This is a genomic window from Vibrio sp. QJM3NY_39, from assembly GCF_057785895.1.
Genome location: NZ_CM173505.1, coordinates 3,082,691 through 3,098,952 on the forward strand (window position 1 = coordinate 3,082,691; position 16,262 = coordinate 3,098,952).

A 16,262-nucleotide genomic window follows, 5' to 3' on the forward strand; every position below is an offset into this window, starting at 1 on the left:
TACCACTATTTTTTGGTTTTATCTGCTGTTACCGACAGTCACCATTTCCTATCAATTGACCGCGTTTAAAACGGGCAGCGTGTACTCGAATGCAGAGCCAGTTTTGATGCCTTGTGCGCCAGTTTTATCAAGCGAACGGCCAATCTCAGTCATCGCTAACCAACGGTTCTCACACCACAAAGGAGAGAGTAACGTCGGGCGTCGTGCCGCAGAAGATACTCGGTGATAAACCACGTTTGCTGGAGTACGTTGAATCACCTCAGTCGCGATATCAATGTACTCCTCAAGGTTTGGTGCTTCTAGCTTTCCGGCCTTCCACGCCTTAGCCATGGTACTGCCCTCTACTATATGGAGCCCGTGCAGCTTAATACCGTCGGTGCCAACGGCTAATACCTTATCTAAAGTTTCAAGGTTGTCCGCTTTGGTTTCTTTTGGCAGGCCAACAATAAGGTGGGTACATATCTTGATCCCCAAAGCACGAGCACGCCGAGTGATCGTTTCATACACCGCGAAATCGTGGCCACGGTTAATTCGCTTGAGGGTTTTATCATTGGCCGTTTGTAGTCCGAGCTCTAGCCAAATCTCGTAGCCTTGTTTCACGTAACCCGACAGCAGTTCCAATACAGAATCAGGCACGCAATCGGGTCTTGTACCAACGCAAAGGCCAACAATATTGGCACCCGGAGCTTTAAGGGCTTCTTCGTACATATTCTTGAGCACCTGCACTTCAGCATAAGTGCTAGTGTATGCCTGAAAGTAAGCAAGATACTTCTTAGCACGGGCAATCTCACCCGCACGGTCTTTTAATTGATCGGCAATACTTTGAATCTGAGTTTGTTCGTCGGAAAAAGACGCCACATTGCAAAAAGTGCAACCACCGCGACCGATTGTGCCGTCTCGATTTGGGCAGCTAAAACCACCATGAAGTGTCAGCTTGTGAACCTTTTCGCCATAACGACGTTGAAGGTCTTGGCCGATAGTATTAACCAACTCGTGTAATTGCATATTTTCAAAGTGCTCAAGTAAATAAAAATGAATCTCAGTCTTTTTCTGAAAAAAAATTACATCCCTGCAAAATTCGACCAATTAGTTTACGCAAGGCTTTTTGCGAGCAACCTATCAAATATCAATAAACATGCAAAAAATCGGCTCTATTTGCCTAATGTTGCACATTTGTTAGACATTAAATTCAAAATAAAACGAAAAAAATGGTCTACATGGACCAACTTTCATTGCAATTCGCCTAGACAAAATTGTAGGATACTTACACATATTGGCTATTTTTGAGTATTTACTTACACCTAAAACTTGCCAATAAGTCGGTGATACCCATATCCCACCTATATAAACCACTAGTTTGTGGCTAAAAATAAACGGATATCACTAAGGATTGTTTTTCTCGCAATACTTTTCCTGCGAGATACGGAAAGGATTCAAACCGCCAGCATAGGCAGGTTTAGACCCATAAATATAAAAGGACAAGGCTAACTTAATACAAATAAGTTGCGCCTAGATTTAACTGGAAGGATGTATCTATGGTAGATCAAGAGCAGAACTCACAGGGTCTGTATACTCCTGAATTGGAGCATGACGCTTGTGGTATCGGTTTTGTTGCGCATCTAAAGAATCGCAAATCTCATGATGTAGTAACTCAAGCACTCGATATGCTTGCACGTATGGAACACCGTGGCGGCCAAGGCTGCGATCCGTGTTCTGGTGATGGTGCAGGTATCCTGCTACAGAAGCCGCACGAATTCTTACTAGAAGAAGCCGTAAAGCTTGGAATTAAACTGCCATCTTTTGAAAAATATGGTGTTGGTGTTGTACTTTTCCCTAAAGATGAATACAAACGTGCACAGTGTCGTGACATTCTAGAACGCAATGCACAACGCCTTGAGTTAGAAGTTATCGGCTACCGTGAACTTCCAACTGACAATTCAATGATTGGTGCTGACCCATTAAGCACTGAACCTCAATTTGAACACGTATTTATTTCTGGCGGCCCTGGTATCACACCAGAAGAGCTTGAGCGTAAACTGTATGTTCTACGTAACTACACGGTTCGTGTATGCCTAGAAAGCGTTTCAAATATCGGTGATGACTTCTACATCAACTCTATGTCTTACAAGACATTGGTGTACAAAGGTCAGCTAACAACTGAACAAGTTCCTCAGTACTTCCTAGACCTGCAAAACCCAACTATGGTGACAGCTCTAGCACTGGTACACTCTCGCTTCTCTACCAATACATTCCCACGTTGGCGTCTAGCTCAGCCTTTCCGTTACATCGCGCACAATGGCGAGATCAATACGGTTCGCGGCAACCTGAACTGGATGAAAGCACGTGAAGCAATCCTAGAATCGGATCTGTTTACACAAGCTGAAATCGACATGCTGCTTCCTATCTGTCAAGAAGGTAGCTCAGACTCATCAAACTTCGATATGGCGCTGGAGCTACTTGTTCTTTCAGGTCGAACTCTGCCACATGCGTTGATGATGATGATCCCGGAAGCATGGCAAGAAAACAAAAACATGGATCCAACTCGTCGTGCGTTCTACCAGTACCACGCGAACGTAATGGAACCATGGGATGGCCCAGCGTCAGTATGTTTCACCGATGGTGTTCAAGTTGGTGCAACGCTTGACCGTAACGGTCTGCGCCCTTCTCGCTACACAGTAACTAAAGACGACTTCCTAGTGATGGCGTCTGAGTCTGGTGTTGTTGAGATCGCACCTGAAAACGTTGAATATCGTGGTCGTTTGCAACCTGGCCGTATCTTCGTTGCTGACCTTGAGCAAGGCCGCATCATTTCTGATGAAGAAGTGAAAGACGGTATCGCTAAATCGCAACCCTACGAGAAATGGGTTGAAGAGAACCTTCTGAGCCTGAAAAAGCTACCAGATGCGAGCAACGAGTTTAACCAACCTTCTCCAGAGAAACTGCTACACAAACAACAATCGTTTGGTGTGAGCTCTGAAGAAGTAAACGAAATCATTCTCCCTCTTGCAAAAACAGGCTACGAGCCACTTTCTGCAATGGGTGCTGACTGGCCGCTCGCGATTCTTTCTCATCAATCGCAGCACCTTTCAAACTACTTCAAACAGCTGTTTGCACAAGTAACTAACCCGCCGATCGACCCGATTCGTGAGCGTATGGTTATGTCTCTGAACACTTACCTAGGTAAAGATCAGAACCTACTTGCTGAAACACCTGAACACTGTCAAAAAGTAGAACTTGAGTCTCCTGTTCTTTCTAACTCTGAGCTAGAAAAACTGCGTGCAATCGATAATGAGCACCTTCAGTCGAAGACGCTGGATATCGTATTCCAAGCGAACGGAGACCAAGGTAAGTTAGAGCGCGCACTTAAACGTATCTGCCAATATGCGGAAGATGCGGTTATTGATGGTTACTCTATCATTCTACTGACTGACCGTGCGGTTAACTCAAACCATGCCGCTATCCCAGCAATGCTGGCGGTTGGCGCGGTTCACCACCACCTAATCCGTAAAGGGCTACGTGCTAAGTGTGACATCGTGGTTGAAACGGGCGACGCTCGTGAGACACACCACTTTGCAACCTTAATTGGTTACGGTGCAAACGCAGTTAACCCATACCTAGTTATCGAAACGATTGTTGAACTGCAACGTACTAAGAAGCTAGATCCAAACGTTCATCCACGTGAGTTATTCGATAACTACCGTAAGGGTGTTAACGGCGGTCTACTGAAGATCTTCTCGAAGATGGGTATCTCTACGCTGCAGTCTTACCACGGCGCTCAAATCTTTGAAGCACTTGGTGTTAGCAAATCAGTGGTTGAAAAATACTTCACAGGTACTGTTTCTCGTATCCAAGGTCTAACGATCGACGATATCGCACGAGAAGTACTGGTTCGTCACCGTGTTGGTTACCCTGCTCGTGAAATCCCAGCTCAAGTTCTTGATGTTGGTGGTGTTTACCAGTGGAAACAACGTGGTGAGAAGCACTTATTCAACCCAGAAACCATTTCTCTACTTCAAGAATCGACGCGTAACAAAGATTACGGTCAATTCAAGAAGTACGCGAACGCCGTTGATGCTCAAGGCGACAACGCAGCAACACTACGTAGCCAACTTGATTTCATCAAGAACCCAGCAGGCTCTATTCCTCTAGCGGAAGTAGAACCTATTGAGAAAATCCTTAAGCGTTTCGCAACAGGCGCAATGAGCTTCGGTTCAATCTCGCATGAGGCTCACTCAACACTCGCTGTTGCAATGAACCGCATTGGCGCGAAGTCGAACTCAGGTGAAGGTGGTGAAGACCCAGCACGTTTCGAGCGTAAAGAAAATGGCGACTGGGAACGTTCAGCAATCAAACAGGTGGCTTCTGGTCGCTTTGGTGTAACGTCTTACTACCTATCTAACGCTGATGAGCTGCAAATCAAGATGGCTCAAGGTGCGAAACCTGGCGAAGGTGGTCAACTACCTGGTGATAAGGTTGATGATTGGATCGGCGCAACGCGTCACTCGACTCCGGGCGTAGGTCTTATCTCTCCACCGCCACATCACGATATCTACTCAATCGAAGATTTGGCTCAGCTGATCTACGATCTGAAAAACGCGAACCGTAATGGCCGTGTCAACGTAAAGCTAGTATCAGAAGCTGGCGTAGGTACGATTGCATCAGGTGTAGCAAAAGCGAAAGCTGACGTAGTACTTATCGCAGGTTTTGATGGTGGTACGGGTGCATCTCCGATGTCTTCTATCCGTCACACCGGTCTGCCTTGGGAGCTGGGTCTAGCGGAAACGCACCAAACACTACTGAAAAACGGCCTACGTAACCGTATCGTTGTTCAGTCTGATGGTCAGATGAAAACACCACGTGACCTTGCAGTCGCAACCTTACTTGGCGCTGAAGAATGGGGCGTAGCTACAGCTGCTCTAGTTGTTGAAGGCTGTATCATGATGCGTAAGTGTCACAAGAATACATGTCCTGTTGGTATCGCAACACAGAACAAAACTCTTCGTGAGCGTTTCGACGGCCGCGTAGAAGACGTAGTCACTTTCTTCCAATACATGGCTGAAGGTCTACGTGAAGTAATGGCTGAACTTGGCTTCCGTTCTATCGATGAGATGGTTGGTCAATCACACAAACTTAAAGTTCGTGATGACATCGGTCACTGGAAGTACAAGAACCTAGATCTAACACCGGTACTGCACATTGAGCAGGCTCGTGCAGAAGATGGTATCTACAACCAGACAACACAGAATCATAATCTTGAAGATGTTCTAGACCGTAAGTTGATTCAGGCTGCAATCCCAGCGCTTGAGAAAGGTGAAGCGGTTACCGCTCAGTTCCCTATCATCAACACGGACCGTTCAGCAGGCACGATGCTGTCGAACGAAATCTCGAAGGTTTACAAAGACCAAGGTTTACCACAGCCAATGAACGTTAAGTTCCACGGTAGTGCTGGTCAATCTTTCGGTGCGTTCCTTGCGAAAGGCGTTAAGTTCGAAGTAGAAGGCGACGCGAACGATTACTGGGGTAAAGGTCTGTCTGGCGGTACGTTGGTACTGTACCCAGATGCAAGATCTACTATCGTTGCTGAAGATAACATCGTGGTGGGTAACGTATGTTTCTACGGTGCAACCTCTGGTGAGTCTTTCATTCGCGGTATGGCTGGCGAACGTTTCTGTGTTCGTAACTCTGGCGCGAAGGTTGTTGTTGAGGGTGTTGGTGACCACGGTTGTGAATACATGACAGGTGGCGCAGCAATTATCCTTGGTTCAACAGGTCGTAACTTTGCAGCAGGTATGAGTGGCGGTGTCGCTTATGTTTGGGATAAAGCAGGTGACTTCGAGACTAAGCTCAACGCAGAACTTGTAGACCTAGATCCAATTGAACAAGAAGATAAAGATCTTCTACTAGATATGCTAACTAAGCATGTTGAATTCACAGGAAGTGAAGTTGCTCAGTCTTTCCTAGACAACTTTGAAGCAAGTGTTGCATCGCTAGTTAAAGTAATGCCACGCGACTACAAAGCGGTTCTTCAAAAGCGTAAAGCTGAAGCACAACAGGCACAAACGGAAGAAGTGGAGGCAGTATAATGGGTAAGCCTACTGGATTTTTAGAACACGGTCGTGAGCTTCCAAAGAAGCTCGACCCGTCAGTTCGAATTGAAGACAACAAAGAGTTCGTACTTAACGAAGAGTTTGGTGAAAAGATCAATACTCAAGCATCTCGTTGTATGGACTGTGGCGTACCTTTCTGTCACAACGGCTGTCCGATTGGTAACATCATCCCAGAATTCAATGACGCTGTTTATCGCGACAGCTGGGAAGAGGCTTGGAACATTCTTAGCTCTACCAATAACTTCCCTGAGTTTACAGGTCGTGTTTGTCCTGCTCCTTGTGAAAGTGCCTGTGTTCTTGGCATCAACCAAGACCCAATCACTATCTGTAATATAGAGAAAACGATTGTAGAAACTGCGTACCGTGAAGGGTACGCAAAGCCTAAAACACCACGCTCTCGCACAGGGAAAACTGTCGCAGTTATCGGTTCAGGCCCAGCAGGCTTAGCCGCAGCTGAACAGCTAAACAGTGCAGGTCACTCGGTAACGGTATTTGAACGTGACGAGAAAGTGGGTGGTCTACTTCGCTTCGGTATCCCAGATTTCAAACTGGGTATGGACGTAATTGATCGTAAGATCAACCTAATGGCTGAAGCTGGCGTTGAGTTTAAAGTGAACCAACACATCGGTGTTGATGTTAATGCTCAACAGCTACGCCAAGAGTTTGATGTGGTATTGCTAACAGGTGGTTCTACGGTTCCACGTGACTTGCCAATCCCAGGTCGTGAGCTGAAAGGCGTTCACTTTGCCATGGAATTCCTTGGTCAAAACAACCGCCGTGCCAACGACTTAGACCTAAAAACAGAAGAGCTTCACGCTAAAGATAAGCACATTGTGGTTATCGGTGGTGGTGATACGGGCTCTGACTGTGTAGGCACATCAAACCGTCATAAAGCAGCAAGCATTACTCAGGTTGAGATCATGCCGATCCCACCAGAGAAACGCCCTGCAAATATGCCTTGGCCTCAATACCCAATGATCATGAAAACCACCACTTCTCACGAAGAAGGTTGTGAACGTCATTGGAACATCTTAACCAAAGAGTTCATTAGCGACGATCAAGGTCAAGTAACGGGTCTACGTATCGCTGACATCGTTTGGCAAGACGCAAAACCAGGCGAACGTCCAGGTTTTGATGAAGTAGCGAACTCTGAACGTGTTATTCCATGTGACATGGCATTCCTTGCAATGGGCTTCTTACACCCAGAGCCTACAGGCGTGCTTGCTCAACTAGACATTAAACTGGACGAGCGCGGTAACGTCGCTTCTGAAGGTTTTGCGACGAACCAGAAGGGCGTTTTCGCTGCTGGTGATATGCGTACTGGTCAGTCTCTGGTTGTACGTTGTATTAATGAAGGTCGTGAATGTGCAATTGCCATTGATGACTTCTTAATGGGTAACTCAAACTTAGAAGCGAAAGCTGATTCACTCATGCTTTCCGCATAATATTTCTCGGGCTAACGTCGATGACGTTAGCCTAGAGGAAAAGCAACACCCTTCCTAACTTTTATGTTTGGCTAGCACTCGATGCTAGCCTTTTTTCTATCTACCTTACGGCTCCTGGGACATTCCCTTCGTTGCACATGTTAAATCCCATTAACACCTACCTTTTATATCCCTTTGATATCATTCTACTATTTTAGATTATTACGTGGTTAATCGCGTTTACGCATGATAATTAACCATGAACTTGACCTTAAACACAATTAGCTATACGTTGTAAAGCTGGTGAAAATAAAACCAATCGGTTTTGTTAACACAACCAATAACGTTTTAACTAGTTAAAGACAAACTATAAGCTTATAAAAAATAACAAGTATATGAATAGTTAGTCATTTACTGTCTGGATGACAGAGAAGCAAAAGGGAGAATTGCAATGGCTCTATATGATCCTAGTCTTGAAAAAGACAACTGTGGATTTGGTTTAATAGCGCAAATGGAAGGCCAACCGAGTCATAAGTTGGTACGAACTGCTATTTCAGCCCTCGATCGCATGACACACCGTGGTGGTATTGCTGCGGATGGTAAAACAGGAGATGGCTGTGGCTTATTGCTACAGAAGCCAGACTCTTATCTCAGAATTATTGCAGAAGAGAATAACTTCAAGCTCGGCAAGCAATACGCTGTCGGCATGATTTTCTTCAGCCAAGACCCAATCAAAGCGCAATCCGCGCAAGACATCGTCAATAAAGAGCTCGCTCAAGAGACTTTAACCGTAGCTGGCTGGCGTGTCGTGCCAACCAACACCGATGTTTTAGGCCCAATAGCCAAAGATTCTGTTCCCAATATTCAACAAGTGTTTATCTCAGCTCCCGCGGGTTGGCGTGAACGCGATATAGAACGACGCCTTTACATCGCTCGTCGTCGAATTGAAAAACAGATCACCGAAGATAAAGATTTCTATATTTGTAGCCTTTCGACACAAGTCATGGTTTACAAAGGTCTGTGTATGCCGGCCGATCTTCCACGATTTTACCTCGATCTTGCTGACTTACGTATGGAATCGGCGATATGCCTGTTCCACCAGCGCTTCTCTACCAATACTCAGCCGCGTTGGCCACTGGCTCAGCCATTCCGCTATTTGGCGCACAATGGTGAGATCAATACCATCGAAGGTAACCGTCAGTGGGCTAAAGCTCGTGCCTATAAATTCTCTTCACCACTGCTGCCCGATTTACAAACGGCCGCACCCTTTGTGAATGAGACAGGCTCAGATTCATCAAGCCTAGATAACATGCTCGACCTGTTCCTTGCCGGTGGTATGGATGTATTCCGAGCGATGCGTATGCTCGTGCCGCCCGCTTGGCAAAACCACCCAGACATGGATCCCGATCTGCGTGCATTCTACGACTTCAACTCCAAGCATATGGAACCGTGGGATGGCCCTGCAGGTATCGTCCTTTCTGATGGTCGTTACGCTGCGTGTAACCTAGATAGAAACGGCTTACGCCCTGCGCGTTATGTGATTACCAAAGACAACCTGATCACGCTGGCCTCTGAAGTGGGCATCTGGAATTACGCGCCAGACGAAGTGGCAGAGAAAGGGCGTGTCGGCCCAGGTGAACTACTCGTCATAGATACACGCCGCGGTAAACTGTGGCAATCTAACGAGATCGACAATGACCTTAAAGGTCGCCACCCTTATAAAGAGTGGATGGAAAAGAACGTTCACAAACTCACACCGTTTTCCGATCTGCCCGATGAGCAAGTCGGTAAGCGCAGCTTTGACGATGACACGCTCAAGACCTACCAAAAACAGTTTGCGATGAGCAACGAAGAGTCGGACCAAGTATTGCGTGTGCTTGGTGATATGGGACAAGAGGCAGTAGGCTCGATGGGCGATGATACGCCGATGGCTGTGCTCTCTTCGAAAGAGCGTCTCGTCACTGACTATTTCCGTCAAATGTTTGCACAGGTCACCAACCCACCGATTGACCCACTGCGTGAAAAGCATGTTATGTCTTTAGCTACCAGTATCGGCCAAGAGATGAACGTGTTCTGCGAAACCGACGGTCACGCCTATCGTGTGACATTTAATTCGCCCGTTCTGGTCTACTCTGACATGCAGCAACTTCTGCAGTTAAATCAAAAACACTATGGCCACGCGATTCTTAGCATGCATTATGCTCCTGCTGATAAAGCTCTCGAACAAGCCATTAATGACTTGTGTGATCGTGCGGTGCAAGAGGTCCGTGATGGTGCTGTTTTGATTGTACTTTCAGACAAGCACTTAGAGAAAGGCAAGCTGCCGGTTCCAGCAGCGATGGCTGTCGGTGCGGTGCAAACCAGACTTGCTGACAACAACCTGCGTTGTGATGCTAACATCGTGGTTGAGACTGCAACCGCACGTGACCCGCACCAATTTGCAGTTCTGCTTGGCTTCGGTGCAACCGCAGTTTATCCATATCTCGCTTATGAAGCATTGGGCAAAATGTTGGACGACGGTTCATTAAATAAAGACTATCGCACTGCATTGCAAAATTACCAAAACGGCATCAACAAAGGTCTGTATAAGATCATGTCGAAAATGGGTATATCGACGATTGCTTCTTATCGCTGCTCGCAGTTATTTGAGGCGGTCGGTTTGCATACCGATGTCGTTGACTTGTGTTTCCGAGGTGTAACGACTCGTATCCAAGGCGCTAGCTTTAGCGACTTCCAACAAGATATCTATAACCTATCTCGTAAAGCATGGACTAAACGTAAACCACTGGAACATGGTGGCTTGCTCAAATACGTACATGGCGGTGAATACCACACCTACAACCCAGACGTAGTCAGTACCTTACAAACAGCCGTAAAGACAGGCGAAACATCAGATTATCAATCTTTTGCGAAGCAAGTTAATGCTCGTCCTGCTGCTATGCTGCGCGACTTAATGATCCTCAAAAAAGCCGATCAACCTCTGCCACTAAAACAAGTCGAGCCGAGTAGCGATCTCTTTAAGCGCTTCGACTCTGCAGCGATGTCGATTGGTGCCTTAAGCCCTGAAGCTCATGAAGCACTGGCCATGGCGATGAACCGATTAGGAGGCTACTCTAACTCTGGTGAAGGTGGTGAAGATCCACGACGCTTTGGTACTGATCGTAATTCTCGTATCAAGCAGATAGCTTCCGGTCGCTTTGGTGTGACGCCACATTACCTAACCAATGCAGATGTTCTGCAAATCAAAGTCGCACAAGGTGCGAAGCCGGGCGAAGGTGGCCAACTGCCAGGACATAAAGTCACCGCAGAAATCGCCAAACTGAGATACTCAGTTCAAGGGGTAACACTGATCTCCCCTCCTCCGCACCACGATATTTATTCTATCGAAGATCTAGCGCAGCTTATTTTCGACCTTAAGCAAGTGAACCCTAAAGCCTTGGTTTCAGTGAAGTTAGTATCGGAACCGGGTGTGGGCACCATTGCTACTGGTGTAGCAAAAGCCTATGCGGATCTGATCACCATTTCAGGTTACGACGGCGGTACCGCGGCAAGCCCACTGACTTCGGTGAAATACGCTGGCTGTCCTTGGGAGCTAGGGCTCGCGGAAACCCAGCAAGCATTGGTTGCTAACGGGCTTCGTCATAAGATCCGTCTACAAGTCGATGGTGGTCTGAAAACTGGCCTTGATGTGATTAAAGGCGCGATTCTCGGTGCTGAAAGCTTTGGTTTCGGGACTGCGCCAATGGTCGCGATGGGTTGTAAGTTCTTACGAATTTGTCACCTAAACAACTGTGCAACGGGTGTTGCGACTCAAGATGAAACGCTACGCCGTGAATACTTCAAAGGCCTGCCAGACATGGTGGTGAACTACTTTACTGGCCTAGCCGATGAAGTTCGCCAGTACCTTGCAGAACTTGGCGTAGAGAAACTTACTGATCTGATTGGTCGTACTGATTTGCTTGAAGCCGTTCAAGGCCTCACGGCGAAACAGAGCAAGCTCGATCTCTCTTCGATATTGGAAGCTCCGGTATCTGCTGAAGGTCATCCACTGTTTTGGACAGAGCCAAACGCACCCTTTGATAAGGCTCAACTCAACCAACAGATCCTTGATGATGCAATCGATGCGATTGAGAAACGTCAATCCACCAGCCTTTACTACAACGTGATCAATACCGATCGCTCGATTGGTGCTCGAATCTCTGGCGAAATTGCCAAACGTTACGGTAACCAAGGCATGGCAGGCTCACCCATTAAGTTGTATCTCGATGGTACAGCAGGCCAATCCTTTGCGGTTTGGAACGCTGGCGGCGTTGAGCTGTATCTGACGGGTGATGCCAATGACTATGTCGGCAAAGGCATGGCGGGCGGTAAGGTGGTTATCAAACCTCACCAAGGCACTGCATTTGTTTGTAATGAAGCGACTATCATCGGCAATACCTGCTTGTATGGTGCGACCGGAGGCAAGCTATTTGCAGCAGGTACTGCAGGCGAACGATTTGGCGTGCGTAACTCAGGCACCGTTGCCGTGATTGAAGGTGCAGGTGACAATGCCTGTGAATACATGACCGGTGGTATTGTTGCCATTCTTGGCGCAACCGGAGTGAACTTCGGCGCCGGTATGACAGGTGGGTTTGCTTATGTGATGGACAAGAATGACGACTTCCAAGGCCGAGTGAACAACGAATCGGTCGAAGCACTTTCTCTGTCTGATCTATTTATCCACCAAGAACATCTACGCGGCCTGATTGCGGAGCACTTAGAAGAGACTGGCTCAGTACACGCTGAAGCTATTCTGGCGAACTTTGATGAATGGATTCCAAAGTTCTACCTAGTGAAGCCGAAGACGGCGGATCTCAACACCTTGCTCGGTCACCAAAGCCGCAGCTCTGCTGAACTTCGTGTTCAAGCGCAATAATTGGAAGGAGCCAATCATGAGCCAGAATGTATACCAATTTATTGATGTGAATCGCGTAGACCCAGCGAAGAAACCAATCAAGATACGTAAGATTGAGTTTGTAGAGATCTACGAACCTTTCACGAAGCAACAAGCTAAGGCACAGGCCGACCGCTGTTTAGACTGTGGTAACCCCTACTGTGAATGGAAGTGCCCAGTCCATAACTACATCCCTCAATGGCTCAAACTTGCCAATGAGGGACGCATTATCGAAGCGGCTGAACTGTCCCACCAAACCAACAGCTTGCCTGAGGTTTGCGGCCGAGTTTGTCCTCAAGATCGTCTATGTGAAGGCTCCTGTACCCTCAACGACGATTTCGGCGCAGTAACCATCGGCAACATTGAAAAATACATCAATGACAAAGCGTTTGAGATGGGCTGGAAACCAGACATGTCTCACGTTGAATGGACCGACAAAAAGGTCGCGATCATTGGCGCTGGCCCCGCAGGTCTTGCTGCAGCTGATATCTTAGTTCGAAACGGTGTGAAGGCCGTGGTATTTGACCGCTACCCGGAGATCGGTGGCCTACTAACGTTTGGTATCCCATCGTTCAAACTCGAGAAAGGCATCATGGAAAACCGTCGCCGTATCTTTAGTGGTATGGGCGTCGAGTTTAAGATGAATACCGAAATCGGTAAAGACGTTCAACTACAACAACTTGTCGATGACTATGATGCTGTTTTCTTAGGGGTCGGTACTTATAAAAACATGCGTGCTGGGTTAGATAATGAAGAAGCACCGGGCGTTTATGATGCCCTACCATTCCTTGTTTCCAATACCTACAGAGTCATGGAACTGGATAACCCAACGCCATTCATCGACATGAAGGGCAAAAAAGTGGTCGTGCTTGGTGGTGGTGATACCGCGATGGACTGTGTCCGAACTTCGATACGTCAGCATGCCGCGAATGTTGTGTGTGCTTATCGCCGAGATGAAGCGAACATGCCGGGCTCTCGCCGTGAGGTAAAAAATGCACGTGAAGAGGGTGTGAAGTTCAAGTTCAACCTACAACCTATTGGCTTAGAGCTTAACAACGCTGGTCATGTGGTTGGTGTCAAAGTCGTGAAAACTGCTTTGGGTGAGCCAGATGAAGCTGGTCGTCGTCGTCCAGAACCTGTCGAAGGCAGTGAACATATTCTTGAAGCCGATGCTGTGATCATGGCATTTGGTTTCCAACCTCATGCGATGGAATGGTTAGAACCTTTCGGTGTGGAACTCGATCAATGGGGGCGAATCAAAGCCTCCGGCAAACAAGAGTTTCAATACCAAACCACCAACAGCAAGATCTTTGCAGGTGGTGATGCGGTTCGAGGATCTGACTTGGTGGTGACCGCTATCGATGAAGGCCGCAAAGCAGCAGAAGGGATATTAGATTACCTAGAAGTGTGATTAGGTTTCCTTTATTACTCAGTTCGTTACTATAAAAAAGGATCCAATGATGGATCCTTTTTTGAATTAGATTCGTTTATCAAAAGCACAACGAAAATACGTAAAACAATTACAAATAAGCCAATACCGATAACTACAATTAGAATTAAAAACAAGCCATAGGAAACACTATGAAAAAAGCCGCTCTCCTCTCGCTATCACTTTTAACATTAACCGCATGCAGCCAAGGAATCACGGACATGAAAGATAGAACTTCATCACCTTGTGGAGACAAACCAAACTGCGTATCAACTCAAGATGATCGTGAGCAGCACGCATTGGCCGCGTTTGAGTTATCAGATTCAGCAAACCTAGATGCGATTGAGCAGGTTGCACTAACCTTACCGGGATCGAAAACCGCGAGTAAAACAGAAGATTATCTGCGTGTTGAATGTACCTCTCGCATCATGCGCTTTGTCGATGACTTAGAGCTTAAGATCACGGATGGCAAACTGATCGTGCGTTCAGAGTCTCGTACTGGCCATTCTGATTTTGGCGTAAACCGAAAACGAGCTGAACAACTTCGTGCTAGCTTGAAAAGCGAAGGCCTAATCAAGTAGATAAAAGAATACGCAGATAAATCGCTGCTATTCGGATGAGAAGTACCTCTGGGCAATCGCTCGACACTTCTTATCCATGCTACAATTTCGCTCTACTGTTTAAATATTATTTATTAAGAGACTACACATGAAAATCGGCATCATTGGCGCAATGGAGCAAGAAGTTGCGATCCTAAAAGCAGCAATTTCAGACATTACTGAAGTTAATAAAGGCGGTTGTACCTTTTTCTCTGGTCAGCTAAATGGTGTTGACGTTGTTTTGCTTCAATCTGGCATTGGTAAAGTAGCAGCGGCTGTTGGTACTTCAATCCTACTAAGCGAATACCAACCAGATGTCGTTCTGAACACTGGCTCTGCTGGCGGTTTTGATTCAACACTGAATCTTGGCGATGTGGTTATCTCAACTGAAGTTCGTCACCACGATGCAGACGTTACAGCTTTCGGTTACGAAATCGGCCAAATGGCAGGTCAACCTGCAGCGTTCAAAGCTGACGACAAACTGATGGCTGTTGCTGAACAAGCTCTAGCTCAAATGGAAGATAAGCATGCCGTTCGCGGTCTTATCTGTACTGGCGACGCATTTGTTTGCACAGCAGAACGCCAAGCGTTCATCCGCAAGCACTTCCCATCTGTCGTTGCTGTAGAGATGGAAGCATCCGCTATCGCTCAAGCTTGTCACCAATTCCAAGTACCATTCGTGGTTGTTCGTGCAATCTCTGACGTTGCAGACAAAGAGTCACCAATGAGCTTCGAAGAGTTCCTGCCACTAGCAGCGCAAAGCTCTTCTGAAATGGTTATCAAGATGGTTGCCCTACTAAAGTAAGCGACTAGACATGCAAACACTGTTTGATCAGGTATTTGCAAATGGCGTGCTCCTTGTGATGTGGGGAGCACTGCTTTTTCATTTAATTTTACCTATCCCCCATGCCGCACACCCCACGACCTTATTGCATAAGTTTGCTGAGCTTTTAGCAAGCAAGGTTAATAACAACCACAACTATTCCCAAAGTTTAATCTCAGGCACATTAGCCTGGGGGTTAATGGTACTGCCGACTCTGGTTATTCTTCTGGCACTGCAACCATTGGTTTGGCAATCTCAACTATTTGAATTAGCACTGTTATTACTCGCAATTGATTGGCGCAATAATGAAAAGCTGGCAAATCAGTTAATCAAAGCATTAGGCCGAGAAGATAAAGCTGCTGCTCGTCAGTTACTGGCTCCGATTATCAATCGTCAAACTGAATCACTTTCGTCACTTGGCCTAGGCAAAGCCGCCACAGAAACCATCATCATGGGCTACGCTCGTAACGTAGTTTGTGTGTTGTTCTGGTACGCCATTGGTGGTGGAATCGCCGCGTTAATGTATCGCCTTGTGGTCGAATTAGCTCGAGCTTGGTCGCCAAGTCGCAAGCAATTTTCTCCGTTCGGCTCAACGGCGATCAAGATAGTCGCGATTCTCGAATTTATACCGATGCGTTTTTTTGCTTTGATGATCGTATGTGGTGATAAAGCCACACACACGTTTAAGATGATGTTAGTTCAGAGTCGCTCTTGGCCACTGCCCGGCCCTGCCTGGTTGATCACGGCCGTTGGCAACAAGCTGGAGTTATCATTAGGTGGTCCTGCGATTTACGACAACACTAAAGCCATTCGCGCGAAATTAGGCGGAAGAATCGCACCGTCAGCTCTGCATCTGTCTCAGGTTCAGAAACTACTCTTTGGTCGCATCGCTATCTGGATATTTTTACAAAGCCTAGCCTTACTATTTATTCACCAAGGGATTTAGA

At 46.8% G+C, this 16,262-nt stretch carries 8 protein-coding genes; 7 read left to right on the forward strand and 1 reads right to left on the reverse strand.

Annotation, left to right across the window (positions count from 1 at the left end):
• Positions 1-51 precede the first annotated feature (51 nt).
• On the reverse strand, positions 52-1,005 hold the full coding sequence (mnmL, locus tag AC3CHU_RS13715) for a tRNA modification radical SAM protein MnmL/YtqA (RefSeq protein ID WP_488524745.1): 954 nt from the start codon (positions 1,003-1,005) through the stop codon (positions 52-54).
• Positions 1,006-1,535: 530 nt separating this feature from the next.
• Here mnmL and gltB (AC3CHU_RS13720) point away from each other — a divergent pair.
• The 7 genes from gltB (AC3CHU_RS13720) to AC3CHU_RS13750 all read left to right on the forward strand — a co-directional run bounded on the left by gltB (AC3CHU_RS13720) (position 1,536) and on the right by AC3CHU_RS13750 (position 16,261).
• Complete coding sequence (gene gltB / locus AC3CHU_RS13720; RefSeq protein WP_004734986.1) at positions 1,536-6,083, forward strand: glutamate synthase large subunit; 4,548 nt, start codon at positions 1,536-1,538, stop codon at positions 6,081-6,083.
• A complete protein-coding gene (locus AC3CHU_RS13725; protein ID WP_004734985.1) occupies positions 6,083-7,552 on the forward strand; it encodes a glutamate synthase subunit beta in 1,470 nt (489 codons plus the stop codon). The genes gltB (AC3CHU_RS13720) and AC3CHU_RS13725 overlap by 1 nt, the downstream gene beginning before the upstream one ends.
• Positions 7,553-7,982: 430 nt before the next feature.
• Positions 7,983-12,446, forward strand: coding sequence for a glutamate synthase large subunit (gene gltB, locus AC3CHU_RS13730; RefSeq protein ID WP_488524746.1), 4,464 nt, complete (start codon positions 7,983-7,985; stop codon positions 12,444-12,446).
• A gap of 16 nt (positions 12,447-12,462) precedes the next feature.
• The gene (locus AC3CHU_RS13735) at positions 12,463-13,875 is read left to right on the forward strand and encodes an FAD-dependent oxidoreductase (RefSeq protein WP_488524747.1); all 1,413 of its coding nucleotides are present in this window, start codon (positions 12,463-12,465) and stop codon (positions 13,873-13,875) included.
• Between the two features lie 170 nt (positions 13,876-14,045).
• Complete coding sequence (locus AC3CHU_RS13740; protein ID WP_017070085.1) at positions 14,046-14,474, forward strand: DUF1499 domain-containing protein; 429 nt, start codon at positions 14,046-14,048, stop codon at positions 14,472-14,474.
• 127 nt (positions 14,475-14,601) lie between these two features.
• Positions 14,602-15,297, forward strand: a complete 696-nt coding sequence (mtnN, locus tag AC3CHU_RS13745) for a 5'-methylthioadenosine/S-adenosylhomocysteine nucleosidase (protein ID WP_017100512.1) — start codon at positions 14,602-14,604, stop codon at positions 15,295-15,297.
• Between the two features lie 10 nt (positions 15,298-15,307).
• A complete protein-coding gene (locus AC3CHU_RS13750; RefSeq protein WP_488524748.1) occupies positions 15,308-16,261 on the forward strand; it encodes a cobalamin biosynthesis family protein in 954 nt (317 codons plus the stop codon).
• Position 16,262: the final 1 nt, after the last annotated feature.

Bases quoted from the DNA above. Each gene is read 5' to 3' on its own strand.
- mnmL (WP_488524745.1), bottom strand. From the start codon at position 1,005: ATGCAATTACACGAGTTGGTTAATACTATCGGCCAAGACCTTCAACGT.
- gltB (WP_004734986.1), top strand. From the start codon at position 1,536: ATGGTAGATCAAGAGCAGAACTCACAGGGTCTGTATACTCCTGAATTG.
- AC3CHU_RS13725 (WP_004734985.1), top strand. From the start codon at position 6,083: ATGGGTAAGCCTACTGGATTTTTAGAACACGGTCGTGAGCTTCCAAAG.
- gltB (WP_488524746.1), top strand. From the start codon at position 7,983: ATGGCTCTATATGATCCTAGTCTTGAAAAAGACAACTGTGGATTTGGT.
- AC3CHU_RS13735 (WP_488524747.1), top strand. From the start codon at position 12,463: ATGAGCCAGAATGTATACCAATTTATTGATGTGAATCGCGTAGACCCA.
- AC3CHU_RS13740 (WP_017070085.1), top strand. From the start codon at position 14,046: ATGAAAAAAGCCGCTCTCCTCTCGCTATCACTTTTAACATTAACCGCA.
- mtnN (WP_017100512.1), top strand. From the start codon at position 14,602: ATGAAAATCGGCATCATTGGCGCAATGGAGCAAGAAGTTGCGATCCTA.
- AC3CHU_RS13750 (WP_488524748.1), top strand. From the start codon at position 15,308: ATGCAAACACTGTTTGATCAGGTATTTGCAAATGGCGTGCTCCTTGTG.